Origin of the sequence: Lactobacillus paragasseri (assembly GCF_003584685.1) — a bacterium.
Classification (GTDB): Bacteria; Bacillota; Bacilli; order Lactobacillales; family Lactobacillaceae; genus Lactobacillus; species Lactobacillus paragasseri.
This window is the reverse complement of sequence record NZ_AP018549.1, coordinates 821930-848491: the sequence shown is the minus strand read 5'-3', so window position 1 is coordinate 848491 and position 26562 is coordinate 821930. Positions and strand designations below refer to the sequence as shown.

The window sequence follows — 26562 nt, the reverse complement described above, 5'->3', positions numbered from 1 at the left end:
ATAATCTATAATACTAACGGAGGGATTTATATTATGCCAAAATTAGCAAATGACTTATCACTTACAAAAAATACACGACTAAATTCTTTAGGACCTTCAAAAATAAGAGCTTTTGATGCAAAGGCCTCTCAAATTCCTGGAATTATTAAATTAACAATTGGCGAGCCAGATTTAAATACACCAGATCATGTTAAAGAAGCAGCAATTGCTGATATTAAAGCAAATGACTCTCATTATGCTCCACAAGCTGGTAAACCAGAATTATTAGAAGCAATTAGTAAATATCTTGAACGTAGTCTTGACGTGAAATATGATCCAAAAACTGAAATCTGCGTTACTGTAGGTGCTACTGGTGCTTTAAATGATGTTTTCATGTCCATCTTAAACCCAGGAGATAAAATCCTAGTTCCTACTCCTGTTTGGGCACTTTATTTCCAATTGATTAAATTGACCGGTGCTATCCCAGTCCAAATGGATACTTCAAAAGATGGTTTTATTCTTACTCCTGAACACCTTGAAACAGTTTTACAAAATGAAGGTAAAGGTGCCAAGGCAATTATCTTAACTGATCCATCAAACCCTACCGGGCGAGTATATCCAGAAAAAACTTTAAAGGCACTAGCAGAAATTATTACTAAATATCATTTATTTTCTGTAACTGACGAAATTTATGGAGAATTAGTTTATGACAATAATGTTCATCATTCTCTATCACAATATATTCCTGAAAGAAACATTTTAATTTCTGGCTTGTCAAAAGCCTATGCAATGACGGGATGGAGATTAGGATATATTGCTGCTCCCGCAGATATTATGAAAACAATTCAAAAGGTGAATGCTTTCTTAGTCACTTCAGTTACCGATAATGTACAAGCAGCAGCAATTGAAGCCCTAAACAATGGCCAAGCTGATCCACTTGAATCCAGAAAAATTTACGAGGATCGACTCAAATTCATGAAAGCTGGATTAGAAAAATTAGGTTTTGAAATGTCCACCCCACAAGGAGCTTTCTACATTTTTGCTAAAATTCCAGATGCCTTTGGTACTGATGATGAGGCATTTGCAAATGAACTAGCTACCAAGGCAAAAGTTGGTGTAACTCCTGGTCGCTACTTCGGTGATGGCGGTCAAGGATACGTTAGAATGTCTTATGCTTCTTCAACTGAGCAATTAAAAGAAGCATTAAAACGAATTGCAGAATTTGTTGAAAATATTTAACTTATACAAAATAAAACACTGATAGCTTGAATTGAGCTTATCAGTGCTTTTTTATACATTATGATTTTTAATATTCAACAATCTTCAAGTTTAATATTATCTAGTTTCAGCCAATAAAAAAAGAGTAAAGACTATCTCTCAAAAATAATCCTTACTCTTATTTATTAAGCTAATTTTTATTCATCCCAAGTTGAATTGTTATCAGCGTCTTCTTGAGCTTCCTTTTCAAGACGTGCTTCAATTTCCTTCACGCTGTCTTCATACTTGTCTTCTACCTTAATACCAATGTCATCTAATTGTTGATCAGCAACAGGTGCTGGAGCATGCATCATCGGCTCTGAAGCAGAAGCATTCTTTGGAAAGGCAGTTACGTCACGAATGTTGTCCTTTTGAGCTAACATCATTGCAAATCTGTCTAATCCAATTGCGAGACCAGCATGTGGTGGGAATCCCATGTCCAATGCATCAAGTAAGTAGCCAAATTGTTCATAAGCGCGCTTCTTAGTAAATCCAAGTGCCTTGAACATCTTTTCTTGAATTGAACGTTTGTGGATACGAATTGATCCACCACCCATTTCGTCACCATTCATAACAATATCGTATGAACGAGCATGAGCCTTATGTGGATCAGTATCAAGCAACTTAATTCCTTCATCATCTGGCATAGTAAATGGGTGGTGAGCAGCAATCCAGCGACCCAAACCTTCGTCATATTCAAATAGTGGCCAATCAACAACCCAAACAAAGTCGTAAACATTTTCTGGAATAATTCCAGTTTCTTTAGCGAATTCACGACGTAAATGGTCAAGAGAATCAGTTACAACCTTCCACTTATCAGCAACGAATACTACTAATTCGCCACCTTCAAGGTCAAATTCTTTCTTCAAAGCTTCTTTATTTTCATCAGTTAAGAAGCGAGAAACAGGACCTGAGAATTCACCATCTTCATATTTAACCCATGCCAAACCTTTAGCATGGTAACGTTTGATATAATCTTGCTTTTCTTCAATCTTCTTACGTGAATATTGTTTAGCACCATTCTTAACAGCAATCCCCTTCACGTAACCACCATCAGCAATTGCACCAGAGAAGACCTTGAAGTCAGAATCTTTGAAAATTGGACTTAAGTCATGAATAAACATTTCGTAACGAGTATCAGGCTTATCAGAGCCATACTTATTCATTGCTTCATTCCAAGTAATACGCTTGATTGGTGTCTTCAAGTCAATTCCCATTACATCTTTCATGATCTTCTTCAAAAGACCTTCAGTATAGTCTTGAACTTGTTTTTCATCAGTAAATGATGTTTCCATATCAATTTGGGTAAATTCAGGTTGACGATCACCACGCAAATCTTCGTCACGGAAACAGCGTGCTAATTGGTAATATTTATCAAAACCTGCACCCATTAACAATTGCTTGAACAATTGTGGTGATTGAGGAAGTGCATAAAAGCTACCTGGGTAAATTCTTGACGGAACAAGGTAGTCACGAGCACCTTCTGGAGAAGACTTACCTAAAATTGGAGTTTCAATATCAATAAAACCATGTTCATCAAAATATTCGTGAGTTGCTTTTAAAATCTTTGAACGAAGCATAATTGCCTTTTGCAAAGTTGGACGACGAAGATCAAGGTAGCGGTACTTCAATCTAGTTTGTTCGGCTGCATTAATATCATCTTTGATTTCAAAAGGTGGTACCTTTGACTTATTTAAAATATCAATTTCAGTTGCATCAACTTCAACTTCACCAGTCTTCATATCTGGGTTTACGCTAGAGCGTTTAACAACCTTACCTTTAACTTCAATTACGTCTTCGTTGTTAAGAGAATCCGCAATATCCATTAACTCTTTACCAGAATCTTTGTTAACAACAACTTGAACAATACCTTCACGGTCACGAAGGTCAATAAATACCAAGTTACCTAAGTTACGAACGCGTTGTACCCAACCATAAAGGGTTACTTCTTGTCCTTCGTATTTGCTAGTTATATTGCCAGCATAGTCCGTTCTTTTTTCCATATTCATCATAATTTTTAATCCTCTATCTTTTCCATTACAGATTTCATATCATTTAGATCTTCTAAGCTTAAGTCTAAAGTCTTACCATCAGCTAAACGTTTAATGTTAAGTACGCCATTTTCAAGCTCTTTAGCACCCAAGGTAATTACAAATTTGGCATGCACACGATCTGCTTTTCTAAATTGTTGTTTTAATTTCTTTTGATCAACATCATATTGAGCTTTAAAGCCTTGCTTACGAAGAGAACGCGCAATTTCAACAGCCTTCATTTCTGTTCCTTCGCCAATATTAGTGATGAAGAAATCAATACCTTCATCTTCAAATAAAGCTGGATTTTGTTCCTTAAGAACAAGCATTAATCTCTCTTCGCCAATACCAAAACCAACGGCTGGAGTTTCTGGACCGTCAAATTCTTCTACCAAGTGGTTGTAGCGTCCACCACCCAAAATTGTGGTTGCTGATTCCCATAAGTTCTTATCTTCAACCATAAATTCAAAGATTACACCAGTATAGTAGTCAAGTCCACGTACTAAATCGTCATCTAATACATAATTAATGCCTAATTGTTCAAGCATATCAGTAATAGTTTCAAAATTCTTCTTAGAGTCTTCATCTAAGTAATCAACGATTCTTGGAGCGTCAGGTAAAAACTGCTTATCTTCATCAGCCTTTGAATCAAGAATACGAAGTGGGTTCATAGACAAACGTCTTTGTGAATCCTCTGAAAGTTGATCTTTAAGAGGCGTGAAGTAATTTACTAAAGCATCATGATAATCTTTACGTACTTGTGCATTACCTAAAGTATTAATGTGCAATTCATAATTCTTAACGCCTAACTCAGCTAATAAATCGTGCCCCATCATGATAGTTTCAACATCAGCTAGAGGACTATTTGAGCCAAAGCTTTCAACACCAATTTGGTGAAATTCACGTTGACGACCTGCTTGAGGTCTTTCATATCTAAAAGTATTGTCAATATAGTAAACATTAAATGGCTTTACTACATCAGGACCATATAATTTATTTTCAACATATGCCCTAACCACACCAGCTGTTCCTTCAGGACGAAGTGCAATATGACGACCACCTTTATCGTTAAAGTCATACATTTCCTTTTCTACAACATCTGAACTTTCACCAGATGAACGAGAAAAGACTTCATAATTTTCAAAACTTGGTGTCCGAATTTCACGATAATTTGCACGTTTGAAGAAATTTCTTGCAATTGTTTCAACTTTTTCCCATGAACCAGAATCTGCTGGCAAAATATCGACTGTACCTTTTGGTCTTTGAACTTTCATTTAATCATCCTTTAATATATTAATAAAAAAACGCCCTTGAACTTAATCAAGGGCGCAATAAATTAGCACGGTACCACCTTTTGCTTGCTGCGATTAACGCTCGCGAAACGAACTATTATCTGTTAAAGGTGTCACAGATCGCAACCTATCCGCTCTCTCACCAAACGAGCGGTCTCTGAAATAGATCATGCTAATCTACATTCTTTGTCATCGATAATTCCTTTTTAGCTTATATTTTTCAGCCAGTAAAGTCAACCTTTGTAAGCCTTTACTTAAAGAATTAAATATCTAGCACAATTGTAAATGGGCCATCATTCTCAAGACTAACCTGCATATCAGCTCCAAATTCGCCGGTTTCAACATGAAAGCCTCTATTTTCTAATTCTTTATTAAAATTTTCCCAAAGATCCTTTGACTTAGGAGGTCGCATTGCCTCTACAAAACTTGGACGATTACCTTTTTTAGTATTAGCTAGCAGGGTGAATTGACTAACGCTTAAAATTTCTCCATTAACATCTTTTAAAGACAAGTTAGTTTTTCCATCTTCATCTTCAAAAATACGCATTTTAGCAATTTTATCAGCAGCCTTTTTTACCTGATCTAGCTCATCGCCTTCACGTAACCCAACTAACAGAAGAAAGCCACGTTTAATTTTACCCACAACTTCATTATCAATGGTAACTTGGGCTTTATTCACTCTTTGAACAACAACACGCATTAATTAATTGACCTCTTTGCTTCATAAACATTTGGCACATCACGCATCCGGCTCAGGATATCTTCTAGGTGTGCTGCATCTCTAACTGACACAGTAGCATAAATATGTGCCATGTTATTACTATCTACTTTTCCAGAAATATTAACAATATTCTTGGTCTTTGAATTTAAAGCATTGATTACATCACTTAAAAGACGGGAACGATTGAAACCATAAATCTCAATATCTGCATTATAGTTTTCTTTATCTTTATCTTTAGCAATGTTTTCCCAAGCTACATCGATTAATCGACCTTGTTTCTTAGCTTCTTCAGTAATATTAGGACAATCAGCACGGTGAATTGTTACCCCGCGTCCCTTAGTTACGTAGCCAATAATCGGATCTCCTGGAACTGGATTACAGCATTTAGCTAAGTGAAGCATTAAGTCAGAAACACCTTGGACCATTACGCCATTATTATGCTTAACACGCATAATATCAGCTGGTGCATCAGAACTATCATCTTCTTCAGTTGAACTTTGCTGGCCAGCATTCATAATCTTTTCTTCAAGTTGCCGCTGCTTTTCATCTTCAGCCTTCTTACGTAGGTCTTCAGTTAATCGATTAGCAACAGTAGCTGCAGAAATTTCTCCATACCCAACGGCTGCAAACATTTCTTCTTCATTATGATAATTAAAATGATTAATTACCTTTTGAATATGTTCTTTGTCCATAAATTCTTTTGGAGCTAAATCACGATTAAGAAGTTCCTGTTCAATAAAGTTTTGACCTTTTTCAATATTTTCCTCGCGATCTTCAGCCTTGAAGAAACGCTTAATCTTATTTCTTGCTCTTGAAGTCTTGACTAAGTTAACCCAATCACGGGATGGACGAGCTGAAGTCTGAGTGAGCATTTCAACTACGTCACCATTTTTAAGTTTATAGTCCAATGGAACAATCTTGCCATTAATTCTAGCACCAACTGAATGAGCACCAACTTCTGAGTGAACCATATATGCAAAATCTAATGGTACTGAGCCTTTTGGAAGTTCATAAACGTCACCTTTAGGAGTAAAGACATAAACACGATCTGAAAAGATATCAGTCTTAACACTCTTCATAAATTCATGCGAGTCTTTTGTTTCATTTTGAAGTTCAAGAATTTCTTGGAACATGTTAAGCTTCTTATTTGCGTCAGTTTGCTCAACTTCGCCCTTAACGCCTTCTTTATATGCCCAGTGTGCAGCAACACCGTATTCAGCAACCTGGTGCATCGCTTCAGTTCTAATCTGAATTTCAAGTGGCTTGCCGCCAGGTCCAATAATTGTTGTATGTAACGATTGGTATCCGTTAACTTTTGGAACAGCAATATAGTCTTTAAAGCGGCCAGGCATTGGCTTCCATTTAGTATGAACAGCACCTAAAACGGCGTAACAATCACGAACAGACTTCACAATTACACGAACTGCTAGTAAATCATAGATTTCGCTAAAGTCTTTGTGCTTATTAACCATCTTCTTGTAGATAGAATAAATATGCTTAGGGCGTCCATAAATCTCATACTCAATTTCTAAGCTATCAAGCGTTTGCTTTAAAGTTTTAATTGCATCAGCAATATATCCTTCCCGCTCACTTCGCTTAGACTGCATCAAGTTAACAATTCGGTAGTATTGCTGAGGATTCAAATAGTGCAAACTCATGTCTTCGAGTTCCCACTTAATAGTTCCGATACCTAACCGGTCTGCAAGTGGTGCATAAATGTCTAGCGTTTCATCAGCAATTCTTCTCTGCTTGTCAGGACGTAAATGGTCTAAAGTGTGCATATTGTGCAAGCGGTCAGCAAGCTTAACCATAATTACTCGTAAATCTTTAGCCATTGCGATTAGCATTTTACGGTGATTATCTGCTAGATATTCTTCGTGACTCTTCGACTTATATTGAATCTTGCTTAACTTTGTTACACCGTCAACAATAAAAGCGACATCTTTTCCAAACTTTTCCTTAATATCATCATTAGTTACCGGCGTATCCTCTACAGTATCATGAAGATAACCAGCTGCTACCGTATCGGGATCTAAACGTAAAGTAGCTAAAGTTCCCGCAACTTGAGTTGGGTGAATTATATAGGGTTGTCCAGAAACTCGAAACTGACCTTCATGAGCATTCTTAGCAAATTTATATGCCGATTCAACAAAAGCTAAGTGTTCATCATTCATATATTTCTTGCATTCTGCAAGAACTTCTTCATGAGTCATCTCACGATATTTTGACATAAAGCATCACCTATTCTTTATTTCTTTTCTTTGTAAAAATCATCATGCCAGAGTCCAAACAACTCAAAACTTAAATATACTAAGCAAAGTAGAAAATTATATTTTGCAAAATGAATTAAAACAGCGATTGCAAACACTACTGGGAATAAAAGCAACCACCAATAGCTCAATTTTCTAATTTGCATAATGCGGCCAATTTGGTAACTTAAATAACTATTAAAAATAAAGAATACTAATCCAATTCGCCAAACACGGCTTAAATGGACTAATGGACAAATAATCCAGACAATTACTCCTAACAAAGTTAACCAAACTAGTGGCATAAATGATTTTTCATTTATTTTACTCCACCAAGCCTTAAAATTAAAATTTTTCTTTTCTTCACTATTTTTCTTCATTTTTTGCTTACCTTTTCTTTTAATATATTTTTAGTCTGGTTTTCTAGCGATTAATAGACCAATCCAGCGTCCTTCTTGCATTTTCATTTTAATCTCAAAGTTATTTTCTGCAAGAGCTTTTTCAATTTTAGGAAGTTGTAAATAATCAATTCCTGAAAAAATCACTTTGCCATTTTCATTTAAATGACTATCCAAATCTGGAATTAATTCTAGTAAAATGTCGGCTAAAATATTTGCTACAATTAAATCATATTTTTCATCGATATCTTTTAACAAATTAGCTTTTCGTACATCGATACTGTCTATATTATTTAACGCAATATTCTCTTTAGCAGCAGTAACTGCTTCATCTGAAATATCTGTTCCTAAAACCTGACTTGCCCCTAATTTACTAGCTGCAATGGCTAAAATGCCTGAACCAGTTCCAACATCCAAAACCGACATTGGTTTGACTAGTGCTCGCTCCATTGCAAGCAAAACAAGTTGAGTTGTAGTATGACCACCCGTTCCAAAAGCTAGACCTGGATCTAGACGAATCAATTTTTGATCTGAAAAGGCTGGTTGATAATCTTCCCATTCAGGAACAATAGCCAGATGACGAGAAAAATCAATTACGTGATAATATTTCTGCCAAGCTGTATTCCAATCTTCATCTGCCACTTCTTTAGTGCTAATTGAAACTTCGCCAGTATCTAAGCCATAGCTCTTCATCTCCGCAATTTTATCCATAATCTTTTTAATTAGATCTTTTTTATCAGCACTTTCATAATCAAAATATGCTGTTAACTCTAAATCCTTGGGTAAATTTTCAATATCATCAAGTTCAACCAAGCTACTATCATGTTTTTGACCTTCAGCAACAAAATCGCTTCGCTTACGACTTTCTATTCCTTGTGCATCTAGTTCATCTTGCATGAAAAAGCTTAATCCATCTTCCAGCTCATGACTACATTCAACTTTTACTGCTAATAATTTCACTAATCTTGTCCCCTTTTGACATGTTAAATTCCCACGTTTATGATATTAAAAGGTGAGAAAAATGTCGAAAAAAAATAAAAAGAAAAAACTTAATAAGACGTTAGTCGAAAAAATGCTCGACCAACAAAAAATTCCATATAAACAACTATCATTTAACACCATACAAAAGGGTGATGTTAAACAAATGGATACTTCCATTTTAGACGATGAAGAGGCTTTGGTCTACAAAACCTTAGTATGCAAAGGAAATAAAAATAGCCCAGTAGTTGGCGTAGTACCAGTTACTGAGCATTTGAGTATGAAAAAACTCGCTAAAGCTTCTGACAATAAAAAGTGCGAATTGCTTCCTCTTAAGAAGCTAGTTGCAACAACTGGTTATGTTCACGGTGCAAATACACCAATTGGAATTTATCAAAAACATCATTTTCCAATTTATCTCGACAGCAGTATGAAAGAACATGATCAAATTGCTGTTTCAAGCGGTGAAGTTGGACGCAGTATTATGATTAATCCAGATGATTTACAAAAAATCACCGAAGCCACTTTTGTTGATTTATTAGAGTAATTAAAAAACTTCCTCAGACTAGAATTTCTAGTTTAAGGAAGTTTTTTTGCATTATTTTTTAACTATTTTAACTAATCTAAACACGCCATAAATCAACATTACTACCCAACCAAGAATTGAAATGTAAAGCAGAATTGTAAACCATGTTGGTGTCTTAAATGAAAGAATTGCAGTATTTTGACCCTGTTTTGATTTAACAATTGGCATTCCGATCTTATTGAGTTTTGGATTTACCTTTTTGCCATTTACTGTTAGTTCAGACTGATGGTAAATAAAAACTGGAAGCGTAGTTGACTTAGCGGTTTTTCCATTCCACTTAATTTCAAGTCGTCCCCCTGATAAAACTTTTTTACTAAAGTTTTTTCTTTGTGGTGCCATGTTCATTAGCATTCCTGTAACATCAGCAGATTTAATTTTTTTCTGGACGGGAAGATAATCAGGAGTATTAATATCAATTTTATTAATATATGCTTCTAGCCCCTTCTCTTGCATCTCTCTTGAACTATTAGTGATTCCCTTATTATAAGAAATATTATTATTAATTTCATTAAAATCAGCTCTGACATTAAATAGAACTATTACTATAGCCAAACCACTAGCTAGCAAGCCAAGCTTTTTGCCGTGTTTTTTAATTAGTTCTGTAATTGTTAAACCTACCCCAACAAACAATAAAGGATAAGCTACAACAGTAAATCGATTTGGAAATTGTAAATATCCAGTTACAGCTGGAAAATTGTCTTTAACAAACTGCCACGGGAATAAATTAGAACTTAAATAAAAGAATACTAATCCTTCGAGAGTAACAAAAGTATTGATTCTTGAAGACTTAAAGTTAAATGCTACATAAATTATTTGTACAATAAATAGCAATAATGTGACTTCTGTAATCGACGTCCACATAGTACTTGTACCAGCAAGTGAAAGATTGACAGAAGTAAGAACGGGTGAAAAATCAATTGGAGATGCCATTTGGTTTGTCGGATAAAGAAGCAAAAATGCTCCCCACACATTTGCTGTTAAAACAACAAATAACACCACAGCCTTAAAGACATCAAACCACATTTGACGTTTATTTTCACTTAGAATTAACCCATAAATAAAGAAAGGAATTAAGGCTAAGATAGAAAAGAATGTGCTCAATAAGTGAACCTGTGCCACGATTGCCATCACGACGCCTAAACTGATCCAGCTAAATCTCTTCTTATAATTATTTAAAAGATTAATTCCTTGAATTAAAACAAAGGGTATTAAAACTGCACCCCAAGAATTAAAAGCGTTGGACCGTAACCAGTAAGCAATATAACCTGTTGTCAAAAATAAAGCAGTAATTACTGAGGAAACAGTCCTTGTCATCTTTACCTTTCGACTTAAATGATATACTCCTAAACCACCAACTAGAAAAATCAGATAAGTTATTACAACTTGAAAGCGAAGCCAAGAACTACAAAATAGCAATAAAAATCCCATTATGTAGGCAAAAAATGGACCATAAAGTGCATTAACTATTCGACCACTTTCACCCATTCCATAGTTCATCTGAAAATAAGAAAAATTATGGTTTTTAATTTGCTGATTTGTATCATAAAAACGATGAAAATGAAAAGCAGTATCATCTAAAGTAAGACCTGATCGAGTGCTCAATATCGTCCAAATCAAGATAGTTGCAATTACTAAACTTAAAATTATCGGGATAAGATAATCTATTACTTTACTCTTATATTTTTTTATATCACTATTTTTCATTTTTAACCTCTGATAACCTAGTTATTTGACTTTTTAATTGTATCATTCAACTAGCTAAAAGATTATACTTATTTTAAATTTCATTTTCTTATCGGCATATTTACCAAGTTTCTTCCCTTACGATATGCCTGCTTGATGTCATTTAAAGTTAAATCTTTTCCTTTTTGGTCATAAACAACTAAGACTTCCCTTACTCCGTCCGCAAATTTACTTAAGAATCTGAAAATTGTAATTTCTGCGAAGAACAACACTAGCAGTAAGAATACCGCTGTTGCTGAAATACGAGAAAGAGCAAACAAATTATGGAAGAAAATAACTGCCAAGACTAAAGCTAAAAAGGAACCACCTAACACAGTCCATCTAAATTTATTCAAAGGTCTTGAAATATGGTACAGAACCATCATCCCCACAGCCACTAAAAGCATCGTAGCAGTTGTTGCCACTTCTTGGCGTCCTAAAGCTAAAACCATATCAGCAACTACCAAGATCGACACAGCGAGCATATCCGTAATTCCACCTGGAATTGCACGGGATAAAACATTCGGGATAAATTTCCCGCGAATACGGCTGTAGTTGTTTTCAAGAGCAAGTAAAAATGAAGGAAGCCCAATCGTAAACGCCGAGATTAAGGCAATCTGTGCTGGTCTTAATGGATACGACATTGCAAAAACGAGAGAAAAAATAGCCATCAGGAATGAGAAAATATTTTTAACCAAGAATAAACTAGCTGATCTTTCAATATTGTTAACGACTTTTCTACCTTCATCGACAACCTTAGGCATTCTAGCAAAGTCAGAATCAAGTAATACTACTTGAGATGCTTGCACAGCGGCACTATTTCCTGATGCCATCGCAATTGAGCAATCTGCACTCTTCATCGCCAAAATATCGTTAACACCGTCACCTGTCATAGCAACTGTATTACCATTTTTTTGAAGTGCTTTGATCAACTTCTTCTTTTGATCTGGTTTTACCCGACCAAAAACATTGTATTTTCTGACAACTTCTTCGTAGTCACCTTCACCAATTTCAGTAGCATCAATTAGTTTATCAGCATCTTTAATTCCAGCCTGCTTAGCAACTCTAGCTACTGTTAACGGATTATCTCCAGAAATAACCTTGACATTTACTCCTTGACGTTCAAAGTACTTAAAGGTATTTCTAGCTTCTTTTCGAATGGGATTAGAAATCAAAATATAACCGAGTAAATCAACTTCTTTAGAGAGTTTCTGCTTTTCATCTTCTAAAGCTTCCGGATATTTTGCAAAAGCTAAAACACGATAGCCTTGACTAGTATACTTATTGATTTCTTTTTCATAATCTTTAAATTGACCACGTAATACAAACTCCGGTGCACCCATAAGTAACGTGCTTTCACCAACAACGGCTCCACTATACTTATTTACTGATGTGAAGGGAATGATTTTTTTTACTTGAATATTAGCCTTTTGGTTAAAAGCGTTTGCTACTGCCTTAATCGTGGCATTATCATGTGGCATATTTTGAGCAAAAACAGAAATATTTTTTGCTAAATCATCTTTATTTGTATTAACCGGGATAATTTTTTCAACTTCCATTTTTGGTTCAGTAATTGTCCCAGTTTTATCAACGCATAAAACATTAACTCTGGCTAAAGTTTCTACACTTTTCATATCATGAAGCATTACTTGCGAACGAGCCAAACGCATAGCAGCTAAAGCTAATGCAATCGTTGTTAATAGATATAATCCTTCTGGAATCATCCCAATTACTGCTGCTTCCATCGATACTACGCTATCAGCTAAATTCAAGTGGTTTACATATCTAGCTACAATAAACAGCGCAATTCCACATGGAATAATAATGATCCCAACCCATTTAATTAATCGATTAATCGAACGGACCATTTCTGATCCTTCTTTGGAATTCATTGCCTTAGCTTCTAAAGTTAACTTAGAAACATAAGAATTCTTCCCAACTTTTTCCAGGCGCGCGTATGCTTTTCCAGATACTACGAAACTTCCAGACATTAATTCTGTGCCAACGTCTTTTTCTATTTCATCTGCTTCACCAGTTAACAAGGCTTCATTTACACGTAATGTTCCAGAAATCACCTGACCATCAGCCGGGATTTGATCACCAGTCTGAAGAACAATTACATCTCCTAAAACTAAATGTTCAATAGGAATAACTTCTTCTTTTCCATCGCGAATTACGGCAATCTTTGTTGTATTCATTACGTTCAACTTATCTAAAACTCTTTTTGCCCGTAATTCTTGAACAATTCCAATAATCATATTCGCAATAATTACTGGTAAAAAAGTTAAGTCTTTATATTCACCAACAATTACTAGTAAGATAGACAACACTAGAAAAATTAAGTTGAAATACGTAAAAGTGTTTTCTTTAATAATTTGCCATGCTGTTTTAGCTTGATCATTAACAGCACGGTTTACTTTACCTTCTTTAGTTCTTTGGTCAACCTCTGCACTCGTTAACCCAATTGGCTGCTTAAAATTATCTTTCATTTATTTTCCTAAATTTAATCCACACGAAGTGTATCGTCTTTTTCTATTGTTACTTCACCAACTACATCCGTATTAAAAAATTCAGCAATTTGATGTACATCCCATCCTTGACCTAAGCCCCACATTAACTTAGTAATGGCACTTTCTGATGTCATATCACGCGCACTAATTGCGCCTTCAAGAAGGGCTTCTCTCCCTACTTCGTACTTGGTAAGGTCGCTTCGTTCATATAAACATTGACTACTTGCAATCACTGGTATCCCATAGCGAATTAATTCACCCACTGCTCCTACCATATTTCTTCTAATATAATTCATTCCGCCTAAGCCATACGCTTCAATGACGATTCCTTTACATCCACTCTCAACCATCGCAAATAGCAACTTAGGATCAAAGCCAGGGAATAATTTTACTAGTGAAACATGGGGATTAATTTCCGTATTTAAAGTACATTCTTTAGTATTTTTAGGTAAATTTTGCTCAGAAAAAACTAGACCATCGGATGTAACCTTAGCAACAGGTGGCACGTTTACGCTCTCAAAAGCATCAAAGTTTATTGTCCTAACCTTTACACTACGACATCCCAGCATTACTTTTCGATCAAAAGCTAAATAAATATTTGGACAACAACTAGCTGCTGCTGCGAAGGCCAATCTTAAATTATCTGGTGCATCACTTAAAACCACGTTAATCGGCACCTGACTTCCAGTTAAAACAACTGGAATATTAATATTTTGCAGCATGAAGGCGAGCATCGATGCCGTGTAAGCCATTGTATCAGTACCGTGGGAAACTACAATACCATCATATTTATTTCTGTTTTCGAAAATTTTCTCTGCAATTAACTTCCATTCTTCAGGTTGAATATTAGAAGAATCTAACTGCAGAATATCTTCAACTGTAATATCATATGGCAGCTCACCCAACATATTGATCAATTGTTCTCCAGATTCTTTAGGTACTAACCCCGCATCAGAAACCACAGAAGCAATCGTTCCCCCAGTAGAAAGCAATAAAATTTTCTTTTGCATACTCGTCACTCATTCTTTATTTTCTATTCTCTATTGTTCTATTAATTATACGAAAAAAGCTGCCATAGTTTAAATTCTATGACAACTTTTTGTGAAAAAATTATCCTGCATGCCGCCAGTCTTTGTCCATTAAAATACGTGCTGCAATCAGTCCTAATGGTAAACAAATAACAATCATCAAGGCTTGCACCATCCATAATGCACCAGCATTCAATGACGTTAATCCCAAATTAAACATTGCTCGATACATATACAAACCTGGAACCATGATTACTATTGAGGGCACAGTGATTGCAATTCTTGGAAAACCAATTTTACGTCTAATAATTGACGCAAGCATCCCTGCTACGAAAGCTCCAATAAAAGCAGCAACTGCTGGAGGTACGTTTGACCAATTAACTAAGCTCAAACGTAAAGTATTTGCAACTGCTCCTGACAAGCCAGCAACTGTTGCCATTGAAATCTTAGAATTAAACATAATTGAGAAACCAAAGACTCCACAAAAACTAGCTACTAATCTCAATAATGTTAAAACTACTGGAGTTAATCCTAATTTTTCAAAATTCTGCGGATGCAAGTTTAAAATCAAAGCCATTACCCAACCAACCGCTGTGGCAACAACAATAATCATAATTGCATAAGCCATTCTTTCTAAACCTGATCGCATATCCAGCTTAGAAAGGTCAAGCCCTGATGTAATAAATGGAAATCCTGGAATTACAAATAACATTGCTCCAATATAGCCATCTAAATGATGTAAACTTACTGGATAAAATAATCTGATTAAATAAAAACTTCCCACATAAACTGCGCAGGCAACCGCTACGGCAACAGTAATATTAGCCAAAATAGTGAGATGACGGTCTGCCATTTTACGGCGAACATAATTTCCGCAGCTAGCCCCAAAAAAGGCACAAATAACTTCGAAAATTCCACCACCAAGTAAGAAGATAAATCCTCCACAGGCTAAACCAGCTGCTAACCCAACTTGCCAAGGTGAATACCGTGACTTCATAGTTGAAATTTTTTCTAAACGATTATGAATTTGACCAATAGTCCAGTTTCCATCATCTTCTTTAAACTGATTAACAAAATTTTCCATTCGGTCTAATTTTGTAGTATTAACGCCAGTTGTTGGTAAGCTCAAGGCCTGAGTATAGCTCTTCCCATCGGTATCAACACAAGTATATTCAATTGATACTAAACCAATATCAGTACTACAAGTCATGTCTAAGCAACGAGCAATTGTATTCATCGCAGATCTTACTCGCCAAGCTCCTGTCCCATATGACAAAAGCATCATTCCAATATGACCTACAATCACAGAACGCTCAGCCAAAGTAGCATTTTTAGCAGGTGTAATATTATCACTCGTAAAAAATTCTTGCCAACGAATTCGCATATGATGGTGATGCGACAAAGTATGCTTATGGTGTAATTGATTTACACGCTCAATTTTGTTTTCCTTGTTTTTCACTTTTCATAGTCCCCAAACTTTGATTAAATATCATACCTTTAAAATTTTATCACAGAAAAAAGGCCTTGCACTCTTAATTTAAGTAAGTGCAAAACCTTTTTCTATTTAGGATCTATTGTTTATAGCTCAATTCCATCAACAACTTCTTTCATCTTTGTTGCTGAATAAGTCATTTTCTTTTTCTCATCTTCTGATAAGTGAAGCTCGATCACATCACTAATTCCATTTGCAGTAACAACCGCTGGACTTCCAAGATAAAGATCATGAATACCATATTCTCCAGTCATTGGAGCTGATAACGGCATAACGCGAGCATTATTTTCTAAAATTGCCTTACAAATTTGAGTTAAGCACATTGCAACGCCGTAGAATGTTGCACCCTTGTTAGCAATAATCTTGCCACCTTTTTTGCGTACATCAGTTTCCAATTCAACTAATGTTTGTTCATCTAATTCTTTGTAAGAACGAAGTGGTTTATGGTCGATAATAGCTTCATCGAAGTTTTCAAAAGAAGTATCTCCATGTTCACCTAAAACATAAGCATCAATGTGATCAACATTCACACCAGTCTTGTGTGATAATGCTACACGCAAACGTGCTGTATCAAGAGATGTCCCTGTTCCAATAATTTTATTCTTAGGAAAACCAGATAATTTTTGTGTTAAAGTAGTTAAAATATCTACTGGATTTGCAGAAACAACGAAAATACCATTAAAGCCAGAATCGACAATTGGCTTTACAATGGATTCTAGGATTTTAACATTAGTATTTACTAAATCTAATCTAGTCATTCCCGGTTTTCTTGCAGCACCAGCAGTAATTACGGCAATATCTGCATCTTTAGCATCACTGTAATCTCCGCTCTTTACTGTACATTGACCAACAAATGGGGCTAGATCTTCTAAGTCTAACGCATCCCCTTCAGTAATTTTCTTAACTACATCGCAAATTACCAATTCATCAATTTTTACATTTTGTAATAAATCATTTGCAAAAGTTGAGCCAACACGACCGTCACCGACTAAAAATACTTTTCTACGACTCATTTTTATATATAACTCCTTTGAATGAAAACTTAATTTTTACACTTTAAGTATACACAAATAAGCTATTTATTGAAAGCGCTTTATTTAATTAACTTTGCCATAGTTTTCCCTGCTTCACGTCCAAAAATAATCGTTTCAGCAATTGAATTACCGCCAATTCTATTATTTCCATGCAAACCACCACTAACTTCACCAGCAGCATATAATCCTGCAATAAAATTGCCATTTGTATCATAAACTCTGGTATCAGGCGCAATATGAATTCCGCCCATTGTATAGTGAATAGCAGGTGCAATATGAATCGCATAATACGGTGCATGATCTAAGCTAGCCATACCAGTTGTTCGTCCAAATTCTGTGTCACTATTCTTTTTAACTGCTTCATTCCAACTTTGAAGAGTTTTTTTCAGATTTGCAGCCGGAACTTTAATATTTTCAGCTAATTCTTCAATTGTACTTCCATGAACAACCAAGTTAATTGAGTCATAGAATTCGATTGCTTTAACTCTATCTCTAACTCCTTGATCAAAAATTAAATACGCAGAATGCTCAGGAGTTTCAGTAATCGCATTAGAGACAATCTTACGAGTACTTAATTCATTAATAAACCGCTCACCATCACGGTCGACCAAAATTGCTCCCTCGCCGCGCACTGCTTCACCAATCAAATATGCGTGATCGGTATCTTGCTGCACAGTTGGATGAACCTGAACTAACTCCAACTGTTCTAATTGTGCCCCAACTTTATCAGCTAATTTCAAACCGTCTCCAGTAGCACCTGCTTGATTGGTTGTTTTATAATCACGCAAATCAGGACGATATTTAGCAATTAAATCTTTAGCAGCACCAAAACCACCAGTAGCAAGTAAAACTGCTTTAGCTCTTACTTGATGTTCCTTATTAACTTCTACACCAGTAATTTTCTTATCTTTATCTTGTAACAGGCTAGTAACCTTTGAATCGATAAAAATTGGAATGTGACGCTCATCTGCTAGCTTAAGTAAATTATTAACTAAAAAGGCACCGATTGGAGCCATTGAAGATGGACGGTGAGTTCTCTTTTTGGACATACCACCTGTAATAGTTAAATCATCTACCTTAATGCCTAAATCTTCAAGCCAAGCAATAGCTAGCGGTGCATGCTCGACAAAATAATGAAGCATTTCACGGTCATTCATATAACCGCCGCCTTTTAGCGTTTCATCATAAAATTTTTGCATACTATCGTTTACACCTAGACGAGCTTGAACGATACTTTCAGCTGCATTCATCCCTGAACTGGCTCTCATAGTATTTCCACCTAAAAAGCTATTCTTTTCTAAAATAGCAACATTTAAGCCATATTGATGCGCCTGAATTGCAGCTGCTAAACCAGTACCGCCACTACCAACGATAATTGCATCATATTCTTCCTTTAAATTATCTACTGTTTGTGTTGGAAATTTATATGCCATGCTTTTCCCTTCTTTTAATCATCAATTGGTTTCGTGTTCATCGCATTGGTCATTGTGATTGGCTTCATCCATTTATCATATTGCTCTTTAGTGACTAATCCACTCTTTAAGGCTGCTGTTCGTAAAGTTGTATTTTCTTTAGCTGCAGTTTGTGCAATTGTAGCTGCTTCATGATAGCCAATATGAGGTGAAAGCGCAGTAACAGTCATTAAGGAATCAGTGACATCTTTTGCCATTCTTTCCTTGTTTACAGTCAAACCATGAATCATCTTATTAGCAAAGCTTGAAATAGTTCCTGATAAAACATTTGCGGATTCTAAGAATGCTGCAATCATGACAGGTTTGAAGACATTCATTTCAAAGTTTCCTTGAGAAGCTGCCATTGTGATTGTCGTGTCATTTCCAAATACTCTTAAGCATGCCATAGTAACCGCTTCTGCTTGAGTAGGGTTGACTTTACCCGGCATAATTGAGGAACCAGGTTCATTTGCCGGCAAATTTAACTCTCCTAATCCAGCTCTGGGACCAGAACCTAGGAAGCGAATATCTTGAGCGATCTTAAACATATCGGCAGCTAAGGCTTTTAGAGCACCATGAACAACATTCAAGCCTGAGTGATTTGCTAAACCGAAAAATTTATTAGTTTTTACATCAAATTGGTGACCATATTTTCTTGATAAACGCTCAGCAATATCTTCAGCCATACCCGGAGCTGCGTTAAGTCCAGTACCAACAGCAGTTCCACCAATTGGCAATTCATATAAAGTTTCTTCCAATTCATTAATATAAGCTAAATCATGATTTAGAGCAGCAATATAGCCTGATAGTTCTTGTCCAAAAGTCAATGGAACAGCATCTTGTAAGTGAGTTCTACCTACTTTAACTGTAGTCCAATATTCATCTTGCTTAACCTTCAATTCTTTAATTAAGTGTTTGACAGATGGTTTTAAATCATCTAAAGCTTGCGTAGCCACTAAATTCATTGCAGTCGGGAAAGTATCGTTTGAAGATTGTCCCATATTCACGTCATCATTAGGTAAAACATTCAACCCAGGATGATTCTGATTAGCTAAATTAGCTACGACCTCATTAACGTTCATATTAGTCTGAGTACCAGATCCAGTTTGGTAAACATGAAGTGGAAAGTATGGTTGCAATTCTTCATTATTTAGATCGAGCAATTGATGAATTGCTTCAATTATTGCGCGTCCCTTTTCTTCCGTTTCAGTACCAGCTTCAATATTAGCTTGAGCAGCAGCTAGTTTTATTTGAAGAAGCGCCCGAATAATACCAATTGGCATTAATGCTCCAGTGTGGAAATTGTCTTTACTTCTTTGAGTTTGTGGGCCCCATAATGCTTTTTCAGGAACTTCCACTGGACCTAATGTATCACTTTCAACACGATAACCTTTTTTTACCATATTTTTTGTCCTCCGTTTTCATTATCTTCATTATAAGCTACATTTAAATGAAAGGGCATACAAAAAGCGGAGAATATAATTCTTCGCTAATATAATTGTATTAAATTATACTAAAAATACTTATTCAATGCCATCTGATTAACGTTCTTGGTGATTCAATCTCTTTGCTACTAAATCTCCAACTACTTGTACAATTAGCACTAACAATAAGACCAATAATGTTGCTACTAGAGTAACGTCATTATTAAATCGATTATAACCATAAGAAATAGCTGTATTACCTAAACCGCCAGCTCCAACAGCACCAGCCATTGCTGTTAAGCCGATTAAACTAATCAAAGTTACTGTCGAAACTCTAGCTAATTCGGATCTACTTTCTCTTAAATAAACATCAAAAATAATATCTTTGGTTGATGCACCTAAAGCTTCAGCTGCTTCAATCTTTCCATTATCGACACTTTCAAGTGCAACTTGAACCTGTCTAGCAAAAAATGGAAAAACACCTAAAGTTAATGGTACTAAAGCAGCTTTCATCCCAATTTGAGTGCCGACAATTTTTTGAGTAACTGGAGCAACAAAAGCCAGTAAAATAATAAATGGAACGGCTCTAAAAATAGATACTAGTTTATCAACGATCCAGTAAAGAACTTTATTGGCTAAAATTCCTTTTGGTTTTGTCAAAACGAGCAGTAAACCAAAAACTAAACCAAGAATTCCTCCAAAAATAGCTGACCAAAAAGTCATAAATAAGGTTTGGAAAATAGCTGTTCCCCAACCAGCATCTCCGCCCCACCCTAGGGCCACAACATTAGGAAAGTTTTTAGTCAAAAAACTAATCATTAGTCAGCACTCCTTTATCTAATTTTGTTACTACAACATTTTTACTTTCTAAAAATTTAATTGCTTCTTTTTGTTTTTGCTCATCAAGGTTCAATAAAATGGCAAGTGTTCCAATTGGTTCACCACTTAAGACTTCTACATTTCCATACAAAATACTTGCTTTAGTATTTAATGAAACATCTAAATCAGCAACTACTGACTTAGTAACATCATTAATGCTATAAACTAACTGATATAATTCTGCATTATCTGCTAGCTTATCAAAGTTGTACGTATTTAAAATATGTTGAGCCTGCAAAGCACCACCCACAAATTGACGTGTAAGCTGTTTTTGAGGATGCAAGAAGACCTCTCTCAAATCGCCCTTTTCAATTATTTTCCCTTTTTCCATGACAGCAATTTTGTTTGCAACCCTTTTTACCGCATCCATCTCATGTGTAATCAAAACAATCGTTAAACCTAGTTTTTTGTTTAAATCATAAAGCAAATCTAAGATTTGATTAGTGGTTTTAGGGTCAAGTGCACTAGTTGCTTCATCAGAAATCAAAATATCAGGGTCGTTAGCTAGGGCACGGGCAATTGCTACACGCTGTCTTTGACCTCCAGATAATTGCGCTGGATAAAAGTCAGATTTATCTTTCAAACCTACTAATTCTAATAAATGAAGTGATTTTTCTTCTAATTCCTTGTCAGATAAATGCGTATGCTGCAATGCAAAAGCAACATTTTCAATCACAGTTTCTTCATTTAAAAGATTAAAATTCTGAAAAATCATTCCAATTTTTCGTCTTTTTTCCTGAAGCTGCTTTTTAGAAACTTGAAGTTTACCTTCTTTAAACAAAATTGTTCCATTAACTTCTACAGAACCAGCAGAAGGATATTGCAGTAAATTAATTGTCCTAACCAAGGTAGATTTCCCTGCACCAGAGAAGCCAATTACACCATAAATATCGCCCTTGTTTATTTCTAAATTTACATTATTAACTGCCTTATTTTCTCCAAATTTAACAGTAATATCTTTTAAATTAATTTGTGCTGTCATTCGACTTTCTCCTTCTTACTTCAACTTCAATCCCCAAGCTGCAATTTCGGTCTTACCGTAGAGCTTTTCAGATAACTTCTTAGTCTTTTCAGTCTGATATGCCTTAACTAGATCTTTGTAGATCTTGTTATTCTTATCCTTTTTGTTAGCAACAATAATATTAATCCATTGTTCTGAATCTTTATTTAATGGCTCAATATAAATTGTCTGCTTATCACCTAATTTAGCTGGAACCGCGTAAGTGTTATTAACAATACTTGCATCAACATCATCAATTACTCTAGCTGTTTGCTCAGCACTAACTTCTTTAATTTTTAATCCTTTAGGGTTTGAAGTAATATCAGCAACTGTAGCTAATTTAACGCCTTTTCTTAATTTAATTAATCCTGCATTCTTTAATACATATAAAGCTCTTGATTCATTAGAAGCATCATTTGGAACTGCAATTGTAGCTCCTTGTGGCAACTCATTAATATTCTTATATTTCTTTGAATATAATCTGATTGGAGCAATATAAGTATTTCCAATTGCAACCAATGAACCATGATTTGCCTTATTCCAAGCGTTTAAAAATGTATAGTGCTGAAAGGCATTTAGATCAATATCACCATTTTGAAGAGCCTTATTTGGCTGGTTATAATCAGTAAAATTCTTAATTTTAATTTTTATACCATAATCTTCTTTAGCAGTTTCTGCGACGCTTTTCCAAATCTCTGCGTCTTGCTTGGTTTGACCAACTACCCCAACAACTACTTCTTTTTGATCTTTTGTATTAGTACTCGTGGGGCCAAAACTAAACCACCCAGCAATGACGATTAAAACTGCTACCACTGACCAAATTATCCGATTTCTAATTCTTTTCTTATGCATCGTGCTTTCCTCCTAAAACAAAAAAGCACTCATCCCAAGAAGGACGAGTGCTCGCGTTACCACCTTTAATTTGCTATTTACTCACGTAAATAACCTTAGTAAGTAGCTCTTAAACTTAATTAAGAATTACCTTGCGTTGTTAACGATCGCAACTCCGTTGGTAACTTATTATTAAAATTCATTACCACCATTTTAATTTCTAGTCCATCTTCAATTAGCTGTCCTATCTACTTCCACCACACATAGACTCTCTAAAAGAACATCCCTAATTTACTCAACTAGCAAAATGTTTAAGTTAATTGTTAAAAATATATTATAATCTTAATCAATTTTAGTCAAGTCTTTTTTTAATTTTTTATTTTCTTATCGAAACCATTATATTATCCTGATACATGAGGATATTTATGAATGGAGAAAGTAAGATGAAAAATAAAGTTGTCAAAATAATTATGTGGATCCTCTTTTGGTTCTACCTAATTCCATATTATCTTGTTAAAAAATTTTTATTCAAAAAAGCCGCTCATCCGATTCTTTGGGCCAACTGTGTCACAATTGGCTTATTCTTCGTATTAGGATTGGTCACCTCTCCTAGTTCGCACAATACAAGCCAACAGTCTACTCAAAAAACTACCTTAACTAAAAGTAAAAAAATAGCCCACAAAACTGTCACTAAGACAATTACTAAAAAAGTAGGTACGAAAGAACTTAATAAAGAAAAAGCTAGAGCTAAAGTTCTTACGCAGGAAGAAAAAAACAAGCAAGCCGAATATAATAAATTAAAAAATCAACTTGATGACTATCAAGCAAAAGAAGAAAAGCAAAAACAAGAAGCTGAACAGGAAAGAAAGGCTGCTGGAGCTCAAGCCCAAAAAGAAGCTGCTGCCAAAAAGAAAGAAATTGAAGAAGCACAGAAAAAAGCTAAGCAAAATCAAGAAACAAACAATAATGGCTCATCTAGTCAAAGTCAAGGTGATCTATATACTGCAAATCAGGGTACAATTGTCGGCAATTGCAATTCAAAGATCTACCACGTTCCCGGACAAGCAGGCTACCACATGCATTCAGCCAATGCAGTCTATTTTAATAGTGAGCAAGATGCTATTAATGCTGGTTATAGAAAGGCGAAAAGATAATGATAAATAAAAAAATTACTCAATTTTTAGCCGCTGCCCTCTTGTTTTCATTAGGAGCCGGTCAAACATATACCTCTCAGATAAGTTCAGCTAGTGCTATTAAGATTGTTAAAAAATACAAGTATGACTATAGTGATCAAAAAGAAGCTAGTCGTTTAAAAAATAAAAATCATAAAGTTGAAAAGAAAATTAGTTCTCTAGATAAAAAAATAGCTGATCTTCAAAAACAATTAAAGCATTACACAAATCCCAATGCTGTTGAGTCTTTAAGTAAACAAAAATTGTCTACTCTCAATTACGAAGGTAAAAGCGTTGTTAATGTTAATAACAATAATCCTGATTTTTCAAAGGAAGACTTGGATACCAGCCAGGGCGCTTGGCAAAAATATGGTGATCTTGATTCTCAAAATCGAGTAACAGCAGCCAATGCACTTTTAAACAAATCATTAATGCCCAAGACTAAAAGAGAAGCGCTTCATGTTAACCCAACTGGCTGGCATAATAAAAAGATAAATCATCATTGGCTCTTTAATCGTTCACACTTAATTGGCTACCAATTAACTGGCCAAAACAATAATTGGAAAAACTTAATGACAGGAACTAGGCACTTAAATGATCCTGACATGCTAATGTATGAAAATGAAGTAGCCACTTACTTAAAATCTTCGCCGACCAATTATGTCCGCTACCGAGTAACACCAATTTTTAGAAATAATGAATTACTCGCTCGCGGAGTTGAAATGGAAGGACAATCTATTAATTCAAATGACGTTCATTTTCATGTTTATATTTTTAATGTACAAGATGGAGTAACCCTAGATTATAATACTGGAAACAGCAAAATTTCTTAAAATTTAATAAAATAACTACATTAAAATTTTGATATTTGTTATACTGCTTTTCGCCTCTCTCAAATTTCCTAAGTTTAAATTAATTTTAATAGCTCATAACACCAATATGGTTAGCGTTTGTCCAGCAGGTTTTGGTGTATGAATATACTAAATGAAGGAAGATAATATTATAAATTCTTCATTTAATTACAGTTTAACTTTATTCTAAAAAGCGCAGGCAGAAATCTGTGTGAAAGGAATTGTGATTGAAGTGATAGACAACTTAGGAGCTGCGATCAAAAAAAGACGCAGGAGTTTGAGAATGACTCAAGAGGACCTTGCGGAATTCAGTAGTCTATCAGTAAATTTCATCTCTAAGATTGAAAGAACAGGTAACCAAAATATCAGTATTCAAAAATTAGATGCGATTGCAAAAGCACTACAAACATCCGTAATTACTTTAATTGATGAATCCTCAAAAACTCCCAAATCACAGACATTTGTAAACAAGTTAAGTAATGACCGTGTTTTTCTTGACAAACTTACAAATGACATGAAAAAGCTTCCTGTCGCTCAGGAAGAAGCTTTAGCTAAGAGTTTTATTACTATAATTAATACTTTTGCTAAAGAAGATAAATAAAAAACTTTGACATTTAGAATTACAATTGTATTCTATCTGTCAAAGTTTTTTATTTTTAAAATTTAATTTTGATAGTTAATATGTTGCTTTTCAAGCAATTCATAATCAATTAACTTGTCACTATCTAAATTTTCATTGCTTAATTTAATAGCATTAATTTGATTATTTTCATAGTTGGTATAGTAGAAAGTTCCAGTCTCCAAATTAGTTCCATCAGAGTAAATAGTATATTCATATGAATTTGGACCTACTTCATCTGTTCCTTTTGGTTGTTCGACAGAATGAAGAATATGGAAATAATTTGTTATACTACTTGCCTCATCCTTGCCTTCAGGTGCATGAGCTCGAACAAAGGCAACTTTAACAAATCGACTGGCTGAATCCATTCCTCCAGGTAAGTGATGTGTACCTAAACCTCTACTATAAAGATTAATATCAGCATCAGGAACCACAGTATTTTTAGGTTGTGCAGGAGAAATATTAGCGTAATTTGCTAAATTGGTTAATTGACCTGGAAATTCCGGGTTATTAGTCAAAACATGAACTGGATTGTCATAGACATGTAAGCCACTTACAGTTGATTCTACAACAATTGACTTACCAGTCTTATCAGCAATTAACCAATGTAGCGGTGATAATTGTAATTTTTTAGAAAAATTAATATCAACCAAATTAACATTTTCTAATGCATCTTTTACCTCATCAACTGAAGCATATTGACTCAATAAATATGGGATTAATTCAAATGGAGTCACATTTTCTTTTTCTGCTGATTCGGGGAAATAGTGACATGGACCATCAAAATTAAGTCCAGCAATTCCTAACCCTTTCTCATTAGCTGCATCAAAATATAAAGGATAGTTATCTTTAACGATTGCCATCCCAATCATAGCATAGGTTGCCTTTCTATTAGGTAACTTCCGATATTTGAACACATAATTTCTCGGTGTAATTACTGGGTGTTCACCAAAAGAAATTTCTAAATCTAAATTACGCCCAAAATAATGTTGGCCGTTTGAATCATAAATAATTGAGGTACACATTTTACAAATCCTCCTTAAAAAAGCTCACAAGTTT

Annotated in this window: 22 protein-coding genes; 5 read left to right on the top strand and 17 right to left on the bottom strand. The window is 35.0% G+C overall.

Annotated features, from left to right (window positions below; genetic code table 11):
- Positions 1–33: 33 nt before the first annotated feature.
- Positions 34–1218: an aminotransferase class I/II-fold pyridoxal phosphate-dependent enzyme gene (locus tag LpgJCM5343_RS04120; RefSeq protein ID WP_077959046.1), complete on the top strand. Its 1185-nt coding sequence runs from the start codon at positions 34–36 to the stop codon at positions 1216–1218.
- 176 nt (positions 1219–1394) lie between these two features.
- Here the strand turns inward: LpgJCM5343_RS04120 and aspS are convergent, their stop codons facing one another.
- From aspS to prmA, 6 genes are all read right to left on the bottom strand, one after another.
- Positions 1395–3248 (bottom strand): aspartate--tRNA ligase, encoded by a 1854-nt coding sequence (gene aspS / locus LpgJCM5343_RS04115; protein ID WP_077959047.1) that lies wholly within the window; start codon positions 3246–3248, stop codon positions 1395–1397.
- 5 nt (positions 3249–3253) lie between these two features.
- Positions 3254–4540: a histidine--tRNA ligase gene (hisS, locus tag LpgJCM5343_RS04110; protein ID WP_003648986.1), complete on the bottom strand. Its 1287-nt coding sequence runs from the start codon at positions 4538–4540 to the stop codon at positions 3254–3256.
- A gap of 280 nt (positions 4541–4820) precedes the next feature.
- Positions 4821–5258 (bottom strand): D-aminoacyl-tRNA deacylase, encoded by a 438-nt coding sequence (dtd, locus tag LpgJCM5343_RS04105; RefSeq protein WP_003648987.1) that lies wholly within the window; start codon positions 5256–5258, stop codon positions 4821–4823.
- On the bottom strand, positions 5258–7510 hold the full coding sequence (locus LpgJCM5343_RS04100; RefSeq protein ID WP_101890637.1) for a RelA/SpoT family protein: 2253 nt from the start codon (positions 7508–7510) through the stop codon (positions 5258–5260). The genes dtd and LpgJCM5343_RS04100 overlap by 1 nt, the downstream gene beginning before the upstream one ends.
- A 17-nt stretch (positions 7511–7527) precedes the next feature.
- Positions 7528–7908, bottom strand: a complete 381-nt coding sequence (locus LpgJCM5343_RS04095) for a hypothetical protein (RefSeq protein ID WP_003648989.1) — start codon at positions 7906–7908, stop codon at positions 7528–7530.
- Positions 7909–7938: 30 nt separating this feature from the next.
- A complete protein-coding gene (gene prmA, locus LpgJCM5343_RS04090) occupies positions 7939–8886 on the bottom strand; it encodes a 50S ribosomal protein L11 methyltransferase (RefSeq protein ID WP_101890636.1) in 948 nt (315 codons plus the stop codon).
- Between the two features lie 61 nt (positions 8887–8947).
- On the opposite strand from prmA, the gene ybaK reads away from it, so the two are divergent.
- The gene (gene ybaK, locus LpgJCM5343_RS04085; protein ID WP_101890635.1) at positions 8948–9451 is read left to right on the top strand and encodes a Cys-tRNA(Pro) deacylase; all 504 of its coding nucleotides are present in this window, start codon (positions 8948–8950) and stop codon (positions 9449–9451) included.
- 51 nt (positions 9452–9502) lie between these two features.
- On the opposite strand, the gene LpgJCM5343_RS04080 is transcribed toward ybaK, so the two are convergent.
- The 10 genes from LpgJCM5343_RS04080 to LpgJCM5343_RS04035 form a co-directional block, all read right to left on the bottom strand.
- Entirely contained in the window at positions 9503–11194 is a 1692-nt protein-coding gene (locus LpgJCM5343_RS04080; protein ID WP_101890634.1) for a glycosyltransferase family protein, read from the bottom strand.
- Between the two features lie 80 nt (positions 11195–11274).
- A complete protein-coding gene (locus LpgJCM5343_RS04075) occupies positions 11275–13701 on the bottom strand; it encodes a cation-translocating P-type ATPase (protein WP_101890633.1) in 2427 nt (808 codons plus the stop codon).
- Between the two features lie 14 nt (positions 13702–13715).
- Complete coding sequence (locus LpgJCM5343_RS04070; protein ID WP_077959053.1) at positions 13716–14732, bottom strand: asparaginase; 1017 nt, start codon at positions 14730–14732, stop codon at positions 13716–13718.
- A 100-nt stretch (positions 14733–14832) separates the two neighbouring features.
- Complete coding sequence (locus tag LpgJCM5343_RS04065; RefSeq protein ID WP_101890632.1) at positions 14833–16209, bottom strand: threonine/serine exporter family protein; 1377 nt, start codon at positions 16207–16209, stop codon at positions 14833–14835.
- Positions 16210–16328: 119 nt separating this feature from the next.
- Positions 16329–17255 carry an L-lactate dehydrogenase gene (locus LpgJCM5343_RS04060; protein WP_101890631.1) on the bottom strand — a complete coding sequence of 309 codons (927 nt, stop codon included), beginning with the start codon at positions 17253–17255 and terminating at the stop codon, positions 16329–16331.
- Between the two features lie 80 nt (positions 17256–17335).
- Positions 17336–18709, bottom strand: coding sequence for a flavocytochrome c (locus LpgJCM5343_RS04055; protein WP_039156884.1), 1374 nt, complete (start codon positions 18707–18709; stop codon positions 17336–17338).
- Between the two features lie 14 nt (positions 18710–18723).
- Entirely contained in the window at positions 18724–20130 is a 1407-nt protein-coding gene (locus LpgJCM5343_RS04050) for a class II fumarate hydratase (RefSeq protein WP_101890629.1), read from the bottom strand.
- Positions 20131–20268: 138 nt separating this feature from the next.
- A complete protein-coding gene (locus LpgJCM5343_RS04045) occupies positions 20269–20970 on the bottom strand; it encodes a methionine ABC transporter permease (RefSeq protein WP_101890628.1) in 702 nt (233 codons plus the stop codon).
- A complete protein-coding gene (locus LpgJCM5343_RS04040) occupies positions 20963–22012 on the bottom strand; it encodes a methionine ABC transporter ATP-binding protein (protein WP_003649000.1) in 1050 nt (349 codons plus the stop codon). Before LpgJCM5343_RS04040 ends, LpgJCM5343_RS04045 begins: the two co-directional genes overlap by 8 nt.
- A 15-nt stretch (positions 22013–22027) precedes the next feature.
- Positions 22028–22882 carry a MetQ/NlpA family ABC transporter substrate-binding protein gene (locus tag LpgJCM5343_RS04035; protein ID WP_039156886.1) on the bottom strand — a complete coding sequence of 285 codons (855 nt, stop codon included), beginning with the start codon at positions 22880–22882 and terminating at the stop codon, positions 22028–22030.
- A 392-nt stretch (positions 22883–23274) separates the two neighbouring features.
- On the opposite strand from LpgJCM5343_RS04035, the gene LpgJCM5343_RS04030 reads away from it, so the two are divergent.
- The 3 genes from LpgJCM5343_RS04030 to LpgJCM5343_RS04020 all read left to right on the top strand — a co-directional run bounded on the left by LpgJCM5343_RS04030 (position 23275) and on the right by LpgJCM5343_RS04020 (position 25485).
- Positions 23275–24015: a sunset domain-containing protein gene (locus LpgJCM5343_RS04030; protein ID WP_101890627.1), complete on the top strand. Its 741-nt coding sequence runs from the start codon at positions 23275–23277 to the stop codon at positions 24013–24015.
- Entirely contained in the window at positions 24015–24866 is an 852-nt protein-coding gene (locus LpgJCM5343_RS04025; RefSeq protein ID WP_020807341.1) for a DNA/RNA non-specific endonuclease, read from the top strand. Before LpgJCM5343_RS04030 ends, LpgJCM5343_RS04025 begins: the two co-directional genes overlap by 1 nt.
- Before the next feature lie 229 nt (positions 24867–25095).
- Positions 25096–25485, top strand: a complete 390-nt coding sequence (locus LpgJCM5343_RS04020; protein ID WP_077410342.1) for a helix-turn-helix domain-containing protein — start codon at positions 25096–25098, stop codon at positions 25483–25485.
- Between the two features lie 62 nt (positions 25486–25547).
- On the opposite strand, the gene bsh is transcribed toward LpgJCM5343_RS04020, so the two are convergent.
- Entirely contained in the window at positions 25548–26528 is a 981-nt protein-coding gene (gene bsh, locus LpgJCM5343_RS04015) for a choloylglycine hydrolase (protein ID WP_049159599.1), read from the bottom strand.
- Positions 26529–26562: the final 34 nt, after the last annotated feature.